We start from the raw sequence: 16,064 nt of genomic DNA on the forward strand, positions 1-16,064 counted from the left end.
TGCAGTCAGGGGTTTTGTTTTGCGCGGTCGGAAAATTTGGGCGGTCGAATTTCAAGCATCTTCAATGCTAACGTCCTGCCTTTCTATGCAATGGCCTAATGCATGGCTATCATGCGTGCCTCATTGTGAGGCGAGACCTGCATGCTGACGTTGTTGAAACTTCTAAAAGATGGCCGATTCCACTCCGGGGAGGCGCTCGGTGCTGCCTTGGGTGTCAGTCGCAGTGCTGTATGGAAGCAGCTTCAGCATCTCGAGGCGGAATTGGGTCTACCTATCCATAAAGTGCGCGGCAGGGGGTATCAGTTGGCTGCGCCCCTGATACTGTTAAGTGCCGATGAAATAGCTCGGCATGTACCTGTTCCTGCATGGCCTGTTCATATCTCTGACTCCATTGACTCTACCAATGCCGAGGCATTGCGGCTGATTGAATCGGGTCGCACTGCGCCATTTCTTGTGCTTTCAGAACAGCAAACTGCAGGCAGGGGAAGGCGCGGACGAAAGTGGGTCAGTCCTTTCGCTCAAAACGTCTACTACAGCCTTGTGATGCGGATCGAAGGCGGCATGCGTCAGTTGGAAGGGCTAAGCCTGGTGGTCGGACTTGCAGTTATGCAGGCGCTGCGCGACGCGGGTGTTCGTGGTGCAGGGTTGAAGTGGCCAAATGACGTTTTGGTCGGGCAAAAAAAAATCGCCGGAATTCTCCTGGAACTGGTCGGGGATCCCGCTGACGTCTGTCACGTCGTTATTGGTATCGGCATCAACGTGAACATGCAGAAGGCGGATGAGGTCGATCAGCAATGGAGCTCCGTACAGTTGGAGAGCGGCAGTGCTGTTGATCGCAACTACCTGGTAGCGCGTCTTGGAGTGCAGCTGCAGGCTTATCTTGAGCGTCACCAGGCATCTGGCTTTTCGGCAATTCAGGGTGAGTGGGAGCAAAGCCATTTATGGCAGGGCCGGCCTGTATCGCTCATCGCGGGCGTGAACCAGATTGACGGCGTGGTGCTGGGGGTCGATGGGCAAGGTGCATTGCGGTTGAGCGTGGATGGTGTTGAGAAAGTATATAGCGGTGGTGAGCTAAGCCTGAGGTTGCGTGATGATTCTTGAGCTCGACTGTGGGAATAGCTTTATCAAATGGCGGGTACTTGAGTCGGATAAGGCTCGTATCTTTGCCGAAGGTGTCGTTGGGTCGGATGCCTCGCTGATCGACAGCCTGTTCGCGCTCACGGGGCTCGCGTTAAAACACTGCCGGCTGGTGAGTGTTCGCGCTTCGGATGAGACAAGTCAACTGGTCGCTACCCTGGTCGAGGCATTTGGCGTCAAGGTGCTGTGTGCTGCTTCGGCGAGGCAGATGGGTGGGGTGCGGAACGGGTACGAAGATTTCGAGCGCCTGGGACTGGATCGTTGGCTCGCGATGCTGGGTGGGTTTCAGCTGGCGTCGGGCGCGTGCCTGGTGCTCGATTTTGGCACCGCCGCAACAGCAGACTTCATTTCCGCAGACGGTGAGCATCTCGGCGGTTTCATTTGTCCGGGGATGCCGCTGATGCGTAATCAGCTTCGAACACATACCCGCAAAATACGCTATGACGATATCGCCGCTGAACGGGCTCTTGAGGTGCTGTCTCCAGGGCGCACAACTGTGGAGGCGGTAGAGCGCGGCTGTACGCTGATGCTGAGGGGCTTTGTGTTGACCCAGCTGGAGTTGGCTCGAAGCTATTGGGGGGGCGATTTTACCGTCTTCCTTACCGGTGGGGACGCTGAGCTCGTGGCTGACGCTGTGCCTCACGGTAGGCTTGTCCCTGATCTGGTTTTTGTTGGCTTGGCGATGGCGTGCCCTTTGTCCTGAGGTTTTTATGCGTTGGCTGTTTCTGCTTTTGCTGGTCCTCAATGTCTTCTATTACATCTGGCATCAGCAGGAGGCCCCTCTGCGCGCTAAAGATGTCACGCCTTTGGCTCTCTATCGTGGTTCTCAGCAAGATATCCGCCTGTTGAGCGAATCGGCTGATGCGATGGTTCGGCGAGACAGGGCAAAAGCGCCTGATGCGCAGGCGATGTGCTTGTATATCGGCGGTTTGCCTGATCAGAAAGAGGCTCAGTCCGTTGAGCAGCGCCTCACCAGCCTGGATATCAAGGTCAGGCTGCAGTCTCTGAACCTGCCTGATGCGTCGGGATACTGGCTGCGAGTGGCCCCTGAAAGCAGGCGTCTGGCCGATGATCTGCCCTTTGAAAACCTTGCTAATGAATTCAATGAGTTAAAACATAAAATAATGCCGTGCGAAGGCATTGCAACCTTCGAATAGTTTGCATAGAATGGCGCCCGCTTCGCAGTGAAGACCTTCTAGGTCGACAGGGTGAAGTGAAGGTCAACGCAGCTAACCTCATATTTTTTAATGAGAAAATGCTTGACAGAAGGCTGGCATGATGTAGAATGCCGGCTCGCTTAGGAGGGGTTCCCGAGCGGCCAAAGGGATCAGACTGTAAATCTGACGTCTACGACTTCGAAGGTTCGAATCCTTCCCCCTCCACCATTTTAGCGTGAGCTGCAAGCTCCGCGGGTATAGTTTAGTGGTAGAACCTCAGCCTTCCAAGCTGATGATGCGGGTTCGATTCCCGCTACCCGCTCCAAGTTTGCAGGTTGTGCAAGTTGTTTCGCTCTTGTAGCTCAGTTGGTAGAGCACACCCTTGGTAAGGGTGAGGTCAGCGGTTCAAATCCGCTCAAGAGCTCCATATAACAAGGCAGATATGAAAATATCTGCCTTTGTTTTAACAGCTACCTCCGGTTGAATGTGCCCTCTCTTGCTGTTTTGTTTGGGTGGGTTTCAGGTCTGCAGGGGTTTGTTGTTGTAAAGTCTTTTTCAGATCGGCATAATTGTCGGCCTGATTTTGTTTTAGGTCAGTAGCTCAATTGGCAGAGCGACGGTCTCCAAAACCGTAGGTTGGGGGTTCGATTCCCTCCTGACCTGCCAGATTCACTTGGTGTGTCTGGCTTTCTTTTCACAGGATCTTCATAGATGACTCCTAAGGCTGAAGCTCAAGGCTCTCGCTTCGATCTGCTCAAGTGGCTTGTAGTAGTCGCTGTTGTGGTTGTAGGCGTTGTTGGTAACCAGTACTACTCTGGGTCGCCAATCCTGTACCGTGTCCTCGCATTGCTCGCCCTTGCTGCTGTTGCTGCCTTTGTTGGCCTGCAGACTGCAAAAGGCAAGTCGTTTGCGGTCCTGGTGAAGGAAGCTCGTACCGAGATCCGTAAAGTCGTTTGGCCGACTCGCCAAGAAACCACGCAGACCACGTTGATCGTGGTAGCTGTTGTTCTGGTTATGGCGTTGCTGTTGTGGGGGCTTGATTCCCTGCTCGGCTGGCTTGTTTCCTTGATTGTTGGCTAAGGGTGTCCCGTGGCTAAGCGTTGGTACGTTGTGCATGCTTACTCGGGTTACGAGAAGCATGTCATGCGCTCTTTGCTAGAGCGCGTAAAGCTGGCAGGCATGGAAGATGGCTTCGGCGAAATTCTGGTTCCCACTGAAGAAGTGGTTGAAATGCGTAATGGCCAGAAACGCAAAAGCGAACGTAAGTTCTTCCCTGGCTACGTGCTGGTTCAAATGGACATGAATGAGGGTACTTGGCACTTGGTCAAGGACACTCCTCGCGTCATGGGTTTCATCGGCGGTACCGCTGATAAGCCTGCTCCGATCACTGACAAAGAAGCAGAAGCAATTCTGCGTCGCGTTGCTGATGGTAGCGACAAGCCCAAGCCGAAGACGTTGTTCGAGCCGGGTGAGGTTGTTCGTGTCACAGATGGTCCGTTCGCTGATTTTAACGGCACCGTCGAAGAAGTTAACTACGAAAAGAGCCGGATCCAAGTGGCAGTGCTCATTTTCGGTCGCTCTACTCCGGTAGAGCTAGAGTTCAGCCAGGTCGAAAAAGTCTAGCTGAGCAAGCATCCCAACCCCGCAGCCTTAGGCTGTGGGGTTTTGTCGTCACTGGGATAAACGCGCAAGTAACCGGGGAGCCTTTCGAGGCGTTCGAACCCGTAATTGGAGTGCCTCATGGCCAAGAAGATTACCGCTTACATCAAGCTGCAAGTGAAGGCCGCTCAGGCCAACCCAAGCCCACCTGTTGGTCCAGCTCTGGGTCAGCACGGCGTGAACATCATGGAATTCTGCAAGGCCTTCAACGCCCGTACTCAGGGTATTGAGCCAGGTCTGCCGACTCCAGTGATCATCACTGTATACAGCGACCGTAGCTTCACCTTCGAAACCAAGTCGACCCCGGCTTCGGTTCTGTTGAAGAAAGCTGCTGGTCTGACTAGCGGTTCCGCTCGTCCTAACACCGTTAAGGTTGGCACCGTGACCCGTGCTCAGCTGGAAGAAATCGCGAAAACCAAAAACGCGGATCTGACTGCAGCTGATATGGATGCAGCCGTGCGTACCATCGCCGGTTCTGCTCGTAGCATGGGCCTTAACGTGGAGGGTGTGTAATGGCTAAGCTGACCAAGCGCCAAAAGGCTATCGCCGGCAAAATCGAAGCGGGCAAGTCCTACAATTTTGTAGACGCTGCTGCTCTGCTGACCGAGCTGTCGACTGTCAAGTTCAGCGAGTCTGTTGACGTTGCTGTAAACCTGGGCGTTGACCCACGTAAATCCGACCAGGTCGTTCGTAGCGCTACTGTGCTGCCACACGGTACTGGCAAGACCGTACGTGTAGCTGTCTTCACCCAAGGCCCAGCAGCTGAAGCTGCTCTGGCCGCCGGCGCCGATCGCGTTGGCATGGACGACCTGGCTGCCGAAATGAAAGGCGGCGACCTGAACTATGACGTCGTAATTGCTTCCCCGGATGCAATGCGCGTTGTAGGTCAGCTGGGTCAGATCCTTGGTCCACGTGGTCTGATGCCTAACCCTAAAGTCGGCACCGTGACTCCAGACGTAGCTACCGCGGTTAAAAACGCCAAGGCTGGTCAGGTTCGTTATCGCACCGACAAAAACGGCATCATTCACACCTCCGTTGGCAAAGTCGGCTTTGATGCCGTCAAGCTGAAGGAAAACGTTGAAGCCCTGATCGCTGATCTGAAGCGTATCAAGCCAGCTTCCTCGAAAGGTATCTACGTCAAGCGCGTTACCCTGAGCACCACTATGGGCCCAGGTCTGGTCATCGACCAAGGCTCGCTGGACGTATAAGACACAAATTGGCGCAAGTAATTGCGCCAATTGAAAGATTGGGGTCCCTGCCTGGCGGGGGCTATCCAAGACCGTAGGCGACGCAAGTCTTAAACCACAAGCCTACGCAGATGGTGCTCCCGGTTCCTTACCGAATCAGACACCAAAACGACATCCGGCCCAGGCCAGATGAAACGGTAACAAGCAGGAGTTAAACCCGTGGCAATTAATCTCGAAGACAAGAAGGCCATCGTCGCTGAAGTCAACGAGGCTGCCAAAGCTGCTCTGTCCGCTGTCGTGGCTGATGCCCGTGGTGTGACAGTAAGCGCTATGACCGGACTCCGTAAAGAGGCTCGTGAAGCTGGCGTATACGTACGTGTTGTACGTAACACCCTGCTCAAGCGCGCTGTTGCTGACACTGAATACAGTGTCCTCAACGACGTGTTCACTGGCCCGACCCTGATTGCGTTCTCCAAGGAACATCCTGGCGCTGCTGCCCGTTTGTTCAAGGAATTCGCCAAGGGTCAGGATAAGTTCGAGATCAAGGCAGCTGCGTTCGAGGGCAAGTTCCTCGCAGCTAACCAAATCGACGTACTGGCAACACTGCCGACCCGTAACGAAGCTATTTCTCAGCTGATGAGCGTGATTCAAGGCGCTACCAGCAAGTTGGCTCGTACTCTGGCCGCAGTTCGCGAGCAAAAAGAAGCTGCCGCAGCCTAAGGCTGAGCATCTCCTCTCGCGTATTTTTGTTTATTTCGATGGCCGCGTAGGCCGTCCCCCAATTCAGGAATTACAGCAATGTCTATCTCCCAAGACGATATCCTCAACGCCGTAGCTGAAATGTCGGTTCTGCAGGTTGTTGAGCTGATCAAAGCTTTCGAAGAAAAATTCGGTGTTTCCGCTGCCGCTGCTTCGGCTGGCCCAGCTGTTGCCGCTGTTGCTGCTGAAGAGCAAACCGAATTCAACGTCATGCTGCTGGAAGCTGGCGAGAAGAAAGTAAACGTGATCAAGGCAGTACGTGAACTGACCGGTCTGGGCCTGAAAGAAGCCAAGGCAGTAGTTGACGGCGCCCCTGCCCAGGTTCTGGAAGCAGTGTCGAAAGACGCAGCTGACAAAGCTAAAGCAGTGCTGGAAGAAGCAGGCGCTAAAGTCGAGCTGAAGTAAGCATCGACCTTGCGTCTCCAGCCCAAGCGTTAAGCTGAAGGCTGATGGCTGGTGGCTCTTGCCACCGGCCTTTTTCCGTTATTGGCAATCGACTCGGTCGTCGCCTATAACGCGCTGTAACCACCCGATGCGGTGGCGCAAACCATGGGGTTTGCAAGATTTTCTGGCTGCTCCCGTCGGGAGGGGCCAAACAAGCAGGTGACCAAGCTGGGGAACGCTGATGGCTTACTCATATACTGAGAAAAAACGTATCCGCAAGGACTTTAGCAAGTTGCCGGACGTCATGGATGTCCCGTACCTTCTGGCTATCCAGCTGGATTCGTATCGTGAATTCTTGCAGGCGGGAGCGACCAAAGATCAGTTCCGCGACGTGGGCCTGCATGCGGCCTTCAAATCCGTTTTCCCGATCATCAGCTACTCCGGCAATGCTGCGCTGGAGTACGTCGGTTATCGCCTGGGCGAACCGGCATTTGATGTCAAAGAATGCGTGTTGCGCGGTGTTACGTACGCCGTACCTTTGCGGGTAAAAGTCCGTCTGATCATCTTCGACAAAGAGTCGTCGAACAAAGCGATCAAGGACATCAAAGAGCAAGAAGTCTACATGGGTGAAATCCCCCTGATGACTGAGAACGGTACCTTCGTTATCAACGGTACCGAGCGCGTTATCGTTTCCCAGCTGCACCGTTCCCCGGGCGTGTTCTTTGACCACGACCGCGGCAAGACGCACAGCTCCGGCAAGCTCCTGTACTCCGCGCGGATCATTCCGTACCGCGGTTCGTGGTTGGACTTCGAGTTCGACCCGAAAGACTGCGTGTTCGTGCGTATCGACCGTCGTCGCAAGCTGCCGGCCTCGGTACTGCTGCGCGCGCTCGGCTATACCACTGAGCAAGTGCTGGACGCTTTCTACACCACTAACGTATTCCACCTGAGCGGCGAAACCCTCAGCCTGGAGTTGGTGCCTCAGCGCCTGCGTGGTGAGATTGCCGTTCTGGACATCCAGGACGAAAAAGGCAAGGTCATCGTTGAGGCCGGCCGCCGTATTACCGCGCGCCACATCAACCAGATCGAAAAAGCCGGTATCAAGACGCTGGAAGTGCCTCTGGACTACGTCCTGGGTCGCACCACCGCCAAGGTCATCGTGCACCCGGCCACCGGCGAAATCCTGGCTGAATGCAACACCGAGCTGAACACCGAGATCCTGGCGAAAATCGCCAAGTCCCAGGTTGTTCGCATCGAGACCCTGTACACCAATGACATCGACTGCGGCCCGTTCGTCTCCGACACCCTGAAGATCGACTCCACCAGCAACCAATTGGAAGCGCTGGTCGAGATCTATCGCATGATGCGTCCTGGCGAGCCACCAACCAAAGACGCTGCCGAGACCCTGTTCAACAACCTGTTCTTCAGCCCTGAGCGCTATGACCTGTCTGCGGTCGGCCGGATGAAGTTCAACCGTCGTATCGGTCGTACCGAGATCGAAGGTTCGGGCGTGCTGTGCAAGGAAGACATCGTCGCGGTACTGAAGACCCTGGTCGACATCCGTAACGGCAAAGGCATCGTCGATGACATCGACCACCTGGGTAACCGTCGTGTTCGCTGCGTAGGCGAAATGGCCGAGAACCAGTTCCGCGTTGGCCTGGTACGTGTTGAGCGTGCGGTCAAAGAGCGTCTGTCGATGGCCGAAAGCGAAGGCCTGATGCCGCAAGACCTGATCAACGCCAAGCCAGTGGCTGCGGCGGTGAAAGAGTTCTTCGGTTCCAGCCAGCTCTCGCAGTTCATGGACCAGAACAACCCGCTCTCCGAGATCACCCACAAGCGCCGTGTTTCCGCACTGGGCCCGGGCGGTCTGACTCGTGAGCGTGCAGGCTTTGAAGTCCGTGACGTACACCCGACTCACTACGGTCGTGTATGCCCGATTGAAACGCCGGAAGGTCCGAACATCGGCCTGATCAACTCCCTGGCTGCCTATGCGCGCACCAACCAGTACGGCTTCCTCGAGAGCCCGTACCGCGTGGTGAAAGACGCACTGGTCACCGACGAGATCGTGTTCCTGTCCGCCATCGAAGAAGCTGATCACGTGATCGCTCAGGCTTCGGCCACGATGAACGACAAGAAAATGCTGATCGACGAGCTGGTAGCTGTTCGTCACTTGAACGAGTTCACAGTCAAGGCGCCGGAAGACGTCACCTTGATGGACGTATCGCCGAAGCAGGTAGTTTCGGTTGCAGCGTCGCTGATCCCGTTCCTGGAACACGATGACGCCAACCGTGCGTTGATGGGTTCCAACATGCAGCGTCAAGCTGTACCGACCCTGCGCGCTGACAAGCCGCTGGTAGGTACCGGCATGGAGCGTAACGTAGCCCGTGACTCCGGCGTTTGCGTCGTGGCTCGTCGTGGCGGCGTGATCGACTCCGTTGATGCCAGCCGTATCGTGGTTCGTGTTGCCGATGACGAAGTTGAAACTGGCGAAGCCGGTGTCGACATCTACAACCTGACCAAATACACCCGCTCCAACCAGAACACCTGCATCAACCAGCGTCCGCTGGTCAGCAAGGGTGATCGGGTTCAGCGCAGCGACATCATGGCAGACGGTCCGTCCACCGATATGGGTGAGCTGGCACTGGGTCAGAACATGCGCATCGCGTTCATGGCCTGGAACGGTTACAACTTCGAAGACTCCATCTGCCTGTCCGAGCGTGTGGTTCAGGAAGATCGCTTCACCACGATCCACATTCAGGAACTGACCTGTGTGGCGCGTGACACCAAGCTTGGGCCAGAGGAAATCACTGCAGACATCCCGAACGTGGGTGAAGCTGCACTGAACAAGCTGGACGAAGCCGGTATCGTTTACGTAGGTGCTGAAGTTGGCGCAGGCGACATTCTGGTAGGTAAGGTCACTCCGAAAGGCGAGACCCAACTGACTCCGGAAGAGAAGCTGTTGCGTGCCATCTTCGGTGAAAAAGCCAGCGACGTTAAAGACACTTCCCTGCGTGTACCTACCGGTACCAAGGGCACTGTCATCGACGTACAGGTCTTCACCCGTGACGGCGTTGAGCGTGATGCTCGTGCACTGTCCATCGAGAAGACCCAACTCGACGAGATCCGCAAGGATCTGAACGAAGAGTTCCGTATCGTTGAAGGCGCGACCTTCGAACGTCTGCGTTCCGCCCTGGTAGGCCACAAGGCTGAAGGCGGCGCAGGTCTGAAGAAAGGTCAGGACATCACCGACGAAGTACTCGACGGTCTTGAGCACGGGCAGTGGTTCAAACTGCGCATGGCTGAAGATGCTCTGAACGAGCAGCTCGAGAAGGCCCAGGCCTACATCGTCGATCGTCGCCGTCTGCTGGACGACAAGTTCGAAGACAAGAAGCGCAAACTGCAGCAGGGCGATGACCTGGCTCCAGGCGTGCTGAAAATCGTCAAGGTTTACCTGGCAATCCGTCGCCGCATCCAGCCGGGCGACAAGATGGCCGGTCGTCACGGTAACAAAGGTGTGGTCTCCGTGATCATGCCGGTTGAAGACATGCCGCACGATGCCAATGGCACCCCGGTCGATGTCGTCCTCAACCCGTTGGGCGTACCTTCGCGTATGAACGTTGGTCAGATCCTTGAAACCCACCTGGGCCTCGCGGCCAAAGGTCTGGGCGAGAAGATCAACCGTATGATCGAAGAGCAGCGCAAGGTCGCAGACCTGCGTAAGTTCCTGCACGAGATCTACAACGAGATCGGCGGTCGCAACGAAGAACTGGACACCTTCTCCGACCAGGAAATCCTGGATCTGGCGAAGAACCTGCGCGGCGGCGTTCCAATGGCTACCCCGGTGTTCGACGGTGCCAAGGAAAGCGAAATCAAGGCCATGCTGAAACTGGCAGACCTGCCAGAAAGCGGCCAGATGCAGCTGTTCGACGGCCGTACCGGCAACAAGTTTGAGCGCCCGGTTACTGTTGGCTACATGTACATGCTGAAGCTGAACCACTTGGTAGACGACAAGATGCACGCTCGTTCTACCGGTTCGTACAGCCTGGTTACCCAGCAGCCGCTGGGTGGTAAGGCTCAGTTCGGTGGTCAGCGTTTCGGGGAGATGGAGGTCTGGGCACTGGAAGCATACGGTGCTGCTTACACTCTGCAAGAAATGCTCACAGTGAAGTCGGACGATGTGAACGGTCGGACCAAGATGTACAAAAACATCGTGGACGGCGATCACCGTATGGAGCCGGGCATGCCCGAGTCTTTCAACGTGTTGATCAAAGAAATTCGTTCCCTCGGCATCGATATCGATCTGGAAACCGAATAACACGTGACGCGAATCGAGAGCGGGGCTGTTTAGCCCGCTCTCTGCTCCGCCAGGAGGAAAGGCCTTGAAAGACCTACTGAATTTGCTGAAAAACCAGGGTCAAGTCGAAGAGTTCGACGCCATCCGTATTGGGTTGGCATCGCCTGAGATGATCCGTTCGTGGTCGTTCGGTGAAGTTAAAAAGCCGGAAACCATCAACTACCGTACGTTCAAACCAGAGCGTGACGGCCTGTTCTGCGCCAAGATCTTTGGCCCGGTAAAGGATTACGAGTGCCTGTGCGGTAAGTACAAGCGCTTGAAGCACCGTGGTGTGATCTGCGAGAAGTGCGGCGTTGAAGTTGCACTGGCCAAGGTTCGTCGTGAGCGCATGGCGCACATCGAGCTGGCTTCGCCGGTTGCCCACATCTGGTTCCTGAAATCACTGCCGTCCCGTATCGGCTTGCTGATGGACATGACCCTGCGTGATATCGAGCGCGTTCTCTACTTCGAGAGCTATGTCGTTATCGATCCAGGCATGACCACCCTTGAAAAGGGTCAGCTGCTGAACGACGAGCAGTACTTCGAAGCGCTGGAAGAGTTCGGCGACGATTTCGATGCCCGCATGGGTGCCGAAGCTGTCCGCGAACTGCTGCACGCCATCGACCTGGAACACGAGATTGGCCGTCTGCGTGAAGAAATTCCGCAAACCAACTCCGAAACCAAGATCAAGAAACTGTCCAAGCGTCTGAAGTTGATGGAAGCCTTCCAGGGTTCCGGCAACTTGCCAGAGTGGATGGTGCTGACCGTTCTGCCGGTTCTGCCGCCAGACCTGCGTCCGCTGGTGCCGTTGGATGGTGGTCGCTTCGCGACTTCCGACCTCAACGACCTGTACCGTCGCGTGATCAACCGTAACAACCGCTTGAAGCGTCTGCTCGACCTGTCCGCTCCGGACATCATCGTGCGCAACGAAAAGCGTATGTTGCAGGAAGCTGTCGATGCCCTGCTCGACAACGGTCGTCGTGGCCGCGCTATCACCGGTTCGAACAAGCGTCCTCTGAAATCCCTGGCTGACATGATCAAGGGTAAGCAGGGTCGTTTCCGTCAGAACTTGCTCGGTAAGCGTGTTGACTACTCCGGTCGTTCGGTAATTACCGTAGGCCCGACCCTGCGTCTGCACCAGTGCGGTCTGCCGAAGAAGATGGCTCTCGAGCTGTTCAAGCCGTTCATTTTCGGCAAGCTGGAAATGCGTGGTCTCGCGACCACCATCAAAGCTGCCAAGAAGATGGTCGAGCGCGAGCTGCCAGAGGTTTGGGACGTTCTCGCTGAAGTGATCCGTGAACACCCGGTTCTCCTCAACCGTGCACCGACCCTTCACCGTCTGGGTATCCAGGCGTTTGAACCAGTACTGATCGAAGGTAAGGCTATCCAGCTGCACCCGCTGGTCTGTGCTGCGTACAACGCCGACTTCGACGGCGACCAAATGGCCGTGCACGTACCGCTGACGCTGGAAGCCCAGCTGGAAGCGCGTGCGTTGATGATGTCGACCAACAACATTCTGTCGCCAGCCAACGGTGAGCCAATCATCGTTCCGTCGCAGGACGTTGTATTGGGTCTGTACTACATGACTCGTGAAGCGATCAACGCCAAGGGCGAAGGTCGTGTGTTCGCGGATCTGCAGGAAGTTGACCGTGTGTTCCGTGCCGGCGAAGCCGCACTGCACGCCAAGGTTAAAGTCCGCATCCACGAAACCATCAACGATCGTGACGGTGGCAGCGTCAAGAACACCCGTATCGTCGACACCACTGTCGGCCGTGCGCTGTTGTTCCAGGTTGTTCCGCCTGGCCTGTCGTACGACGTGGTCAACCAGCCAATGAAGAAAAAGGCGATCTCCAAGCTGATCAACCAGTGCTACCGCGTGGTTGGTTTGAAAGAGACCGTTATCTTCGCTGACCAGTTGATGTACACCGGTTTTGCTTATTCGACCATTTCCGGCGTTTCCATCGGTGTTAACGACTTCGTTATCCCGGACGAGAAAGCCGCCATCATCGGTGCTGCCACCGATGAAGTGAAAGAGATCGAAAGCCAGTACGCCTCCGGCCTGGTAACCCAGGGCGAGAAGTACAACAAAGTGATCGACCTTTGGTCCAAGGCCAACGACGAAGTGTCGAAGGCGATGATGTCGAACCTCTCGAAAGAGCGTGTTATCGACCGTCATGGCGTGGAAGTCGATCAAGAGTCGTTCAACTCGATGTACATGATGGCCGACTCGGGCGCACGGGGTTCTGCTGCGCAGATCCGTCAGCTCGCCGGTATGCGTGGCCTGATGGCCAAGCCGGACGGTTCCATCATCGAAACGCCGATTACTGCGAACTTCCGTGAAGGTTTGAGCGTACTTCAGTACTTCATCTCGACTCACGGTGCTCGTAAAGGTCTGGCGGATACCGCGTTGAAAACCGCTAACTCCGGTTACCTGACTCGTCGTCTGGTAGACGTTGCGCAAGACTTGGTTGTGACTGAAGTTGACTGCGGCACCGAACACGGTCTGCTGATGACTCCGCACATCGAAGGCGGCGACGTTGTAGAGCCGTTGGGTGAGCGCGTATTGGGTCGAGTAATCGCCCGTGACGTATTCAAGCCAGGTACCGAGGAAGTCATCGTTCCTGCCGGCACCCTGGTAGACGAGAAGTGGGTCGAGTTCATCGAACTCAACAGCATCGACGAAGTGATTGTTCGCTCGCCGATCAGCTGCGAAACCCGCTATGGCATTTGCGCCAAGTGCTACGGCCGTGACTTGGCTCGTGGTCACCAGGTGAACATCGGTGAAGCGGTCGGCGTTATCGCTGCCCAGTCCATCGGTGAGCCAGGTACCCAGCTGACCATGCGTACGTTCCACATCGGTGGTGCGGCAAGCCGGACCTCCGCAGCCGACAGCGTTCAGGTGAAGAATGGCGGTACCGTCCGTCTGCACAACCTGAAGCACGTTGAGCGAGTGGATGGCCACCTGGTTGCTGTGTCCCGTTCCGGTGAGCTGGCAATCGCTGATGACTACGGTCGTGAGCGTGAGCGTTACAAGCTGCCGTACGGTGCTGTGATTTCGGTTAAAGAAGGTGACAAGGTCGACGCTGGCGCAATCGTGGCCAAGTGGGATCCGCACACTCACCCAATCGTTACCGAAATGAAAGGTACCGTGACCTACGTGGGCATGGAAGAAGGCATCACGATCAAGCGTCAGACTGACGAATTGACCGGTATGACCAACATTGAAGTACTCGACGCCAAAGATCGTCCAGCTGCAGGCAAAGATATCCGTCCTGCCGTGAAGATGGTTGATGACAACGGCAAGGATCTGTTGCTGCCAGGCACTGACGTTATCGCTCAGTACTTCCTGCCAGCCAACGCCCTGGTCGGTGTTGCGGATGGTGCGAAGATCGCGATCGGTGATGTTATCGCTCGTATCCCGCAAGAAACTTCGAAGACCCGTGACATCACCGGTGGTCTGCCGCGTGTTGCCGACTTGTTCGAAGCTCGTCGCCCGAAAGAAGCGTCGATTCTGGCTGAAGTCAGCGGCACCATCGCGTTCGGTAAAGAGACCAAGGGCAAGCGCCGCCTGGTTATCACCCCGAACGACGGTAGCGATCCGTACGAAGAGCTGATTCCGAAGTGGCGTCACCTGAACGTCTTCGAAGGCGAACAGGTAAACCGCGGCGAAGTTATCTCCGACGGCCCGAGCGATCCACACGACATCCTGCGTCTGCTGGGTGTGAGTGCGCTGGCCAAGTACATCGTTAACGAGATCCAGGACGTTTACCGTCTGCAAGGCGTGAAGATCAACGATAAGCACATCGAGACCATCCTGCGTCAGATGCTGCGTAAAGTTGAAATCGCTGAATCCGGCGATTCGAGTTTCATCAAGGGCGACCAGATGGAACTGACTCACGTACTGGTAGAGAACGAGCGCCTGGCGAACGACGAGAAATTCGTTTCCAAGTTCACTCGTGTGTTGCTGGGTATCACCAAGGCGTCGTTGTCCACTGAGTCGTTCATCTCGGCGGCCTCCTTCCAGGAGACTACTCGCGTACTGACCGAAGCAGCGGTAACCGGCAAGCGCGATTACCTGCGCGGCCTGAAAGAAAACGTGGTTGTGGGTCGTCTGATCCCGGCCGGTACCGGTTTGGCCTACCACAGCGAGCGTAAGCGTCGCCGTGAACTCGACAAGCCGTTGCGCGTAAGCGCCAGTGAAGTGGAAGCTGCACTGACCGAAGCGCTGAACTCAAGCGGTAACTGAGTTCTGCGGTAAATAAGACCGGGCCCTGGCAGCCCCGTTCGTCGGATCGAGACAGATTTGTCCCGGTTCGATGGAAGGGGAGGTCGGGGCCTTGCCTTGACTGGGGACAAGATCCTCTTTAGACTCTTGTACCCCTAAATTTGGCGGGAATTCGTTCCTGCCATTTTGCTTTTCTTGCAAGACAATAGCGTCGCAAGACAACAGTGGAGCTAGTAGATGGCAACTATCAACCAGCTGGTACGTCAGCCGCGTAAGCGTATCGTCGAGAAATCCGACGTGCCTGCGCTGCAGAACTGCCCGCAACGTCGTGGCGTATGCACTCGCGTGTATACCACTACGCCGAAAAAACCTAACTCGGCACTGCGTAAAGTATGCCGTGTGCGCCTGACCAACGGTTTCGAGGTTTCCTCGTACATCGGCGGTGAAGGTCACAACCTGCAAGAGCACAGCGTGGTACTGATCCGCGGCGGTCGTGTAAAAGACTTGCCAGGTGTTCGTTATCACACCGTACGCGGCTCCTTGGATACTTCCGGCGTTAAAGGTCGTAACCAGGGTCGTTCGAAGTACGGTACCAAGAAGCCTAAGTAGTAGCGGCTTTTTGTAAAACTGAATCATCTTATTTTCTGAGTCGATAAGAGTAAGGTCGGAGGCGTCCCGAAAGGGCACCGATTCCGAGCGAACCTGAAGACCGTTTGAGGGCTTATCCATGCCAAGAAGACGCGTAGCAGCCAAGCGCGAAGTGCTTGACGATCCAAAATACGGAAGCCAAATCCTGGCCAAGTTCATGAACCACGTAATGGAAAGCGGCAAGAAAGCCGTTGCCGAGCGTATCGTTTATGGCGCGCTGGAAAAGGTTAAAGAACGCAAGAACAGCGACCCCCTGGAAATCTTCGAGAAAGCTCTCGACGCCATCGCTCCGCTGGTCGAAGTGAAGTCGCGCCGTGTAGGCGGTGCTACTTACCAGGTTCCGGTTGAAGTTCGCCCGTCCCGTCGTAACGCTTTGGCAATGCGCTGGTTGGTAGACTTCGCCCGTAAGCGCGGCGAGAAGTCTATGGCCCTGCGTTTGGCTGGCGAACTGTTGGACGCTGCTGAAGGTAAAGGTGCTGCTGTTAAGAAGCGTGAAGACGTGCACCGTATGGCTGAAGCCAACAAAGCTTTCTCGCACTACCGCTTCTAATTCTAGCTTCACTAATTTTGCGAGG

13 protein-coding genes and 4 tRNA genes are annotated in these 16,064 nt (G+C 55.8%); all 17 read left to right on the forward strand.

Annotation, left to right across the window (positions count from 1 at the left end):
• Positions 1-141 precede the first annotated feature (141 nt).
• The 17 genes from birA (at position 142) to rpsG (ending at position 16,039) form a co-directional block, all read left to right on the forward strand.
• Positions 142-1,101, forward strand: coding sequence for a bifunctional biotin--[acetyl-CoA-carboxylase] ligase/biotin operon repressor BirA (gene birA / locus HX807_RS23485; protein ID WP_003210105.1), 960 nt, complete (start codon positions 142-144; stop codon positions 1,099-1,101).
• The gene (locus HX807_RS23490) at positions 1,091-1,840 is read left to right on the forward strand and encodes a pantothenate kinase (protein ID WP_177051289.1); all 750 of its coding nucleotides are present in this window, start codon (positions 1,091-1,093) and stop codon (positions 1,838-1,840) included. The genes birA and HX807_RS23490 overlap by 11 nt, the downstream gene beginning before the upstream one ends.
• 7 nt (positions 1,841-1,847) lie before the next feature.
• Positions 1,848-2,294: a hypothetical protein gene (locus HX807_RS23495; protein WP_003210101.1), complete on the forward strand. Its 447-nt coding sequence runs from the start codon at positions 1,848-1,850 to the stop codon at positions 2,292-2,294.
• Positions 2,295-2,437: 143 nt separating this feature from the next.
• Positions 2,438-2,522: transfer RNA gene (locus tag HX807_RS23500), tRNA-Tyr, on the forward strand.
• Positions 2,523-2,545: 23 nt separating this feature from the next.
• A tRNA-Gly gene (locus HX807_RS23505) sits at positions 2,546-2,619 on the forward strand.
• A 26-nt stretch (positions 2,620-2,645) separates the two neighbouring features.
• Positions 2,646-2,721: transfer RNA gene (locus HX807_RS23510), tRNA-Thr, on the forward strand.
• 163 nt (positions 2,722-2,884) lie between these two features.
• Positions 2,885-2,960 (forward strand) — tRNA-Trp (locus tag HX807_RS23515).
• 45 nt (positions 2,961-3,005) lie between these two features.
• Positions 3,006-3,374, forward strand: a complete 369-nt coding sequence (gene secE, locus HX807_RS23520) for a preprotein translocase subunit SecE (RefSeq protein ID WP_003210099.1) — start codon at positions 3,006-3,008, stop codon at positions 3,372-3,374.
• 9 nt (positions 3,375-3,383) lie between these two features.
• Positions 3,384-3,917: a transcription termination/antitermination protein NusG gene (gene nusG, locus HX807_RS23525; protein WP_003176436.1), complete on the forward strand. Its 534-nt coding sequence runs from the start codon at positions 3,384-3,386 to the stop codon at positions 3,915-3,917.
• A 117-nt stretch (positions 3,918-4,034) separates the two neighbouring features.
• The gene (gene rplK, locus HX807_RS23530; RefSeq protein ID WP_003210097.1) at positions 4,035-4,466 is read left to right on the forward strand and encodes a 50S ribosomal protein L11; all 432 of its coding nucleotides are present in this window, start codon (positions 4,035-4,037) and stop codon (positions 4,464-4,466) included.
• Positions 4,466-5,161, forward strand: a complete 696-nt coding sequence (gene rplA, locus HX807_RS23535) for a 50S ribosomal protein L1 (protein WP_003176434.1) — start codon at positions 4,466-4,468, stop codon at positions 5,159-5,161. Before rplK ends, rplA begins: the two co-directional genes overlap by 1 nt.
• A gap of 198 nt (positions 5,162-5,359) precedes the next feature.
• On the forward strand, positions 5,360-5,860 hold the full coding sequence (gene rplJ, locus HX807_RS23540) for a 50S ribosomal protein L10 (RefSeq protein WP_003210095.1): 501 nt from the start codon (positions 5,360-5,362) through the stop codon (positions 5,858-5,860).
• A 78-nt stretch (positions 5,861-5,938) separates the two neighbouring features.
• Positions 5,939-6,304 carry a 50S ribosomal protein L7/L12 gene (gene rplL, locus HX807_RS23545; RefSeq protein ID WP_003210093.1) on the forward strand — a complete coding sequence of 122 codons (366 nt, stop codon included), beginning with the start codon at positions 5,939-5,941 and terminating at the stop codon, positions 6,302-6,304.
• 220 nt (positions 6,305-6,524) lie between these two features.
• The gene (rpoB, locus tag HX807_RS23550; protein WP_017476319.1) at positions 6,525-10,598 is read left to right on the forward strand and encodes a DNA-directed RNA polymerase subunit beta; all 4,074 of its coding nucleotides are present in this window, start codon (positions 6,525-6,527) and stop codon (positions 10,596-10,598) included.
• Positions 10,599-10,662: 64 nt separating this feature from the next.
• Positions 10,663-14,862, forward strand: coding sequence for a DNA-directed RNA polymerase subunit beta' (rpoC, locus tag HX807_RS23555; RefSeq protein WP_003210090.1), 4,200 nt, complete (start codon positions 10,663-10,665; stop codon positions 14,860-14,862).
• Positions 14,863-15,078: 216 nt separating this feature from the next.
• Complete coding sequence (gene rpsL / locus HX807_RS23560) at positions 15,079-15,450, forward strand: 30S ribosomal protein S12 (protein ID WP_002555494.1); 372 nt, start codon at positions 15,079-15,081, stop codon at positions 15,448-15,450.
• 118 nt (positions 15,451-15,568) lie between these two features.
• Positions 15,569-16,039, forward strand: a complete 471-nt coding sequence (rpsG, locus tag HX807_RS23565) for a 30S ribosomal protein S7 (RefSeq protein WP_002555493.1) — start codon at positions 15,569-15,571, stop codon at positions 16,037-16,039.
• Positions 16,040-16,064 lie beyond the last annotated feature (25 nt).

The organism is Pseudomonas sp. D8002 (assembly GCF_013385695.1).
Lineage (GTDB): Bacteria > Pseudomonadota > Gammaproteobacteria > Pseudomonadales > Pseudomonadaceae > Aquipseudomonas.

What these genes read in the sequence shown, in the direction of transcription:
- rpsG (WP_002555493.1), top strand. Translation starts at nt 15,569, where the DNA reads ATGCCAAGAAGACGCGTAGCAGCCAAGCGCGAAGTGCTTGACGATCCA.
- rplL (WP_003210093.1), top strand. Translation starts at nt 5,939, where the DNA reads ATGTCTATCTCCCAAGACGATATCCTCAACGCCGTAGCTGAAATGTCG.
- HX807_RS23490 (WP_177051289.1), top strand. Translation starts at nt 1,091, where the DNA reads ATGATTCTTGAGCTCGACTGTGGGAATAGCTTTATCAAATGGCGGGTA.
- rpsL (WP_002555494.1), top strand. Translation starts at nt 15,079, where the DNA reads ATGGCAACTATCAACCAGCTGGTACGTCAGCCGCGTAAGCGTATCGTC.
- birA (WP_003210105.1), top strand. Translation starts at nt 142, where the DNA reads ATGCTGACGTTGTTGAAACTTCTAAAAGATGGCCGATTCCACTCCGGG.
- rplK (WP_003210097.1), top strand. Translation starts at nt 4,035, where the DNA reads ATGGCCAAGAAGATTACCGCTTACATCAAGCTGCAAGTGAAGGCCGCT.
- secE (WP_003210099.1), top strand. Translation starts at nt 3,006, where the DNA reads ATGACTCCTAAGGCTGAAGCTCAAGGCTCTCGCTTCGATCTGCTCAAG.
- rplA (WP_003176434.1), top strand. Translation starts at nt 4,466, where the DNA reads ATGGCTAAGCTGACCAAGCGCCAAAAGGCTATCGCCGGCAAAATCGAA.
- HX807_RS23495 (WP_003210101.1), top strand. Translation starts at nt 1,848, where the DNA reads ATGCGTTGGCTGTTTCTGCTTTTGCTGGTCCTCAATGTCTTCTATTAC.
- rpoB (WP_017476319.1), top strand. Translation starts at nt 6,525, where the DNA reads ATGGCTTACTCATATACTGAGAAAAAACGTATCCGCAAGGACTTTAGC.